3 protein-coding genes are annotated in these 2,670 nt (G+C 39.3%); all 3 read left to right on the top strand.

Annotation, left to right across the window (positions count from 1 at the left end; all coding sequences use genetic code 11):
* The first annotated feature begins 269 nt into the window (after positions 1–269).
* The 3 genes from ACTQ46_RS11010 to ACTQ46_RS11000 are packed head-to-tail and all read left to right on the top strand — an operon-like array spanning position 270 to position 2,442.
* Positions 270–1,295 (top strand): molybdopterin-binding protein, encoded by a 1,026-nt coding sequence (locus tag ACTQ46_RS11010; RefSeq protein WP_441749868.1) that lies wholly within the window; start codon positions 270–272, stop codon positions 1,293–1,295.
* Positions 1,296–1,353: 58 nt separating this feature from the next.
* Positions 1,354–1,980, top strand: coding sequence for a phosphatase PAP2 family protein (locus ACTQ46_RS11005; protein ID WP_441749866.1), 627 nt, complete (start codon positions 1,354–1,356; stop codon positions 1,978–1,980).
* A gap of 15 nt (positions 1,981–1,995) precedes the next feature.
* Positions 1,996–2,442: a GatB/YqeY domain-containing protein gene (locus ACTQ46_RS11000; protein ID WP_441749864.1), complete on the top strand. Its 447-nt coding sequence runs from the start codon at positions 1,996–1,998 to the stop codon at positions 2,440–2,442.
* Positions 2,443–2,670 lie beyond the last annotated feature (228 nt).

Genomic DNA, 2,670 nt, shown 5'->3' with positions numbered 1-2,670 from the left:
CGCTACGCTTCTGCTCTTGACAGCCAAAACCAGAAAGGAGTTAAATAAAATAGCAGCAAACTAATTTAATTGTTTTCGAAAACCAAGTCCAACTTTTGGGGGTCACTATACAACTCCCCTCTTCACTCTCCACACTATCACTCTTTCTTTTTTTTTGCTCCCCTCTTTCAGATAATCAGACTTTTTCTAGTATTCTTTACGCATTCTGTTTTTTAAAGTATAATGTTATCATCGATGTATAAACTAAAACAACACGCAGGGGGATATAGATGAAGAAGATTAGAACAGAGGAAGCTGTAGGTCATGTTTTGCCTCATGATATGACGAGAATTATAAAAGGGGTATCTAAAGGAGTCGCTTTTAAGAAGGGTCATATTATTCAAGAAGAGGATGTTCAGGCTTTATTGGATATGGGAAAAGAGCATATTTATGTTTTGGAAACGACGGATCAATCCATTCACGAAGATGAAGGGGCTATGATTTTATCGGAAATTGCGATCAACGAAGGGATGACTCTTTCAGATATCAAAGAAGGAAAAATCGAAGTTATAGCCGACAGAAACGGTTTCTTTCAAGTAGATGTTGAAAAACTGAAAAAGATCAATGCCCTAGGAGACATGATGATTGCAACCCGTATGGGGAATTTACCTGTTAAAAAAGGAGACAAGTTAGCAGGGATGAGAATCGTTCCTTTATTTATCGAAAGGGAAAGGATGGATTTAGCAAGAGAAATCGGCGGAAGGGAGCCTATTTTAAAGCTGACTCCTTTTCGAAAGTTAAAGGGCGGGATCGTGACAACAGGAAGCGAAGTTTATCATGGACGTATCCAAGATACCTTTACTCCTGTTATCGAAGAGAAATTCAAGCAGTACGGCGTAGAGTATATCCACCACGAGATCTGTGATGATGATACCCAGATGATCAAAGAGGCGATCCTTAGAACAAAGGAAAAGGGTGCGGATATTATCCTTTGTACTGGGGGAATGAGCGTAGATCCGGATGATCTAACTCCTGCTGCCATTAAAGCCAGCGGTGCAGAGATCGTAAATTACGGAACGCCGGTGCTTCCTGGTGCAATGTTTTTAATAGGCTATTTTGAAGATGGTACAGCGATTATGGGTCTTCCGGGCTGTGTGATGTATTCTAAAGTGACGGTGTTTGATATTATTTATCCCTATGTTGTGGCAGGGGTGCCTGTTACAAAGGACTTAATCGCTTGTTTGGGATACGGAGGTTTGTGCTTGAATTGCGAAGTCTGCCATTATCCGAACTGCCAGTTTGGGAAAGGCGTTTAATAGTGATATAATATAATTTAAAAGAAAGATTCTTTTAAATTTGCGAGCAGAGGTTATTATGGAAATAAATTATTTTATGGCAGGAGTCACTATTGTATTTGCCTTCATTACCGTCTATGTAGGGATTCATTTGGCGGGAAAATCGGGAACGCAGCAGGATATTCAGATACGAAATTATTTCTTGGAAAATAATTCCATTAATTTTACAAATGTGATGTCGAAGATTACAAGGCTTGCCAATGTGGAGACAATTTTTATTATTGCGATGCCTATTTTATTCTTTTTGGTCTTTGAAAAGGAATATATAACGCTGTCGACGATGCTTATTGGTGCTTTAGGATCGATTATAATCAGCCATGGGTTGAAACTTGTGTTCAGGCGTCTTCGCCCTACAAAGATCGAGAGTATCAATCACTTCGGTTATTCTTATCCCAGCGGCCATGCGGCAACAGGGATGGGCTTTTATGTGACGGTGAGCTATGTGCTTTTCCATAATTATGCGATGCTTCCCATCGCAGTTATAATTGCGGTTATATTAGGTTTATTAATCGCTTTATCTAGAATAACACTTGGTGTACACTGGCTAAGCGATGTTGTAATAGGGGTGGGCATTGGATTGTTGTGTTCTTATTGGGCTGTTGCAGCCTTTAATGCACAGTTTTATTTCCATGTTCTCTTCGGTTAATAGAAGGAGGAAATTATGAGTTTTTTAGATCAATTACGTAAAGACAAAATGCAGTCTATGAAAAATAAGGACAAAGTTCGAACAGGTGTTATCAGCCTTATTATGTCGAATATCGCCTTGGCAGAGAAGGAACAAAAAAGAGAATTGTCCAATGAAGAGTCATTAGAGTATGTTCAAAAAGAATTAAAACAGACAAGGGACGCTTTAGATTCTATCCCGGAAGATCGTACAGAAATGAGAGCAGAAGCTCAGGCTAAGATCGATATTATCGAAGAATATCTCCCAGCTCAAATGACGGAAGAAGAAGTAAGGGCAGAAGTTGTAAAACTAATGGAAGAACTAAACATCCAGCCTGAACCTAAGAGCAAAGGACTATTAATCAAAGAAATGCTATCCCGCCATCAAGGCAAAACCGACGGCAAGACAGTAAATAAGATTGTAGGAGAAGAGATAGGGAAATAGTAGGGAGTAGCTTGTAGGGAATAGGTTATAGGGAAGGAAAGCAATCATTCGCGAAGCGAATGATTGCTTTTTTTATAGTACGAAAAAAGATAGCACCAAAGGTGCTATCTTGTCCGATGTCAGAACATAGGTAAGCCTTTAATACCACAACATAGGTAAGTGTTTGTGTCAGAACATAGGTAAGTACTTTGTTAAAATGTAGTCACGGAGGTGATTACAGGACATGAA

It is taken from the genome of Gallicola sp. Sow4_E12, from assembly GCF_052116305.1.
Taxonomy (GTDB): domain Bacteria; phylum Bacillota; class Clostridia; order Tissierellales; family Peptoniphilaceae; genus JBQKLI01.
The sequence above is the reverse complement of the archived record's forward strand: the minus strand, read 5'-3'. Positions and strand labels throughout refer to the sequence as shown.